Genomic DNA, 627 nt, shown 5'->3' on the forward strand with positions numbered 1-627 from the left:
GAAAGATCAAGGAGGGTTGGGAGTTTTAAACCTTGATTTGCAAAGTAAATGTCTTCTTAGCAAATGGTTATTCAGTTTGATCAACACCAATGGTGCTTGGCAAAAACTCATTAGAAATAAATATTTGGGATCTAAAATAATTACACAAATATTATCTTCATTTACTGACTTAATAACTTTTTGTGCTAAAACCTCTAATGAAGCTTTCAAATCACTTTTAAATACTGTTGAGAATACTTTATTTTTGTAATAAGAGTTATATCTTGGATTTGTACTATCTCCAAAAGATCTTAATACATCATATTTTTCTTTCATTAAAATTGGACTTGCAACTTTTAATCTTTTAGCATATTCTGGTTTTTCATCTAAGATATTATGAATAGGTCCAAATCCTGTCTCCAAAGACATTACAACTTTTTCTCTATATGGGTCAATAGGAGGATTTGTTACTTGTGCAAATTTTTGTCTAAAATAGTCAGTAAAGTTTCTATTTACTTTTGAGAAACATGCCATAGGTGTATCATCACCCATAGAACCAACTGGTTCTTTTCCTTCATTTGCCATTGGCTCAATTACTTGATCTAATACTTCATATGTAATATTAAAATATTTTTGTTTTGTCTCTAA

Annotated in this window: 1 protein-coding gene; it reads right to left on the reverse strand. The window is 29.0% G+C overall.

Annotated elements, in window-relative coordinates:
* Nucleotides 1–6: 6 nt before the first annotated feature.
* Nucleotides 7–627 (reverse strand): glutamate synthase central domain-containing protein (locus tag ACQY5W_RS13305; protein WP_428025453.1); only part of this gene is annotated, 621 nt, incomplete at its 5' end.

This window comes from Arcobacter sp. (genome assembly GCF_050300555.1).
Classification (GTDB): Bacteria; Campylobacterota; Campylobacteria; order Campylobacterales; family Arcobacteraceae; genus Arcobacter.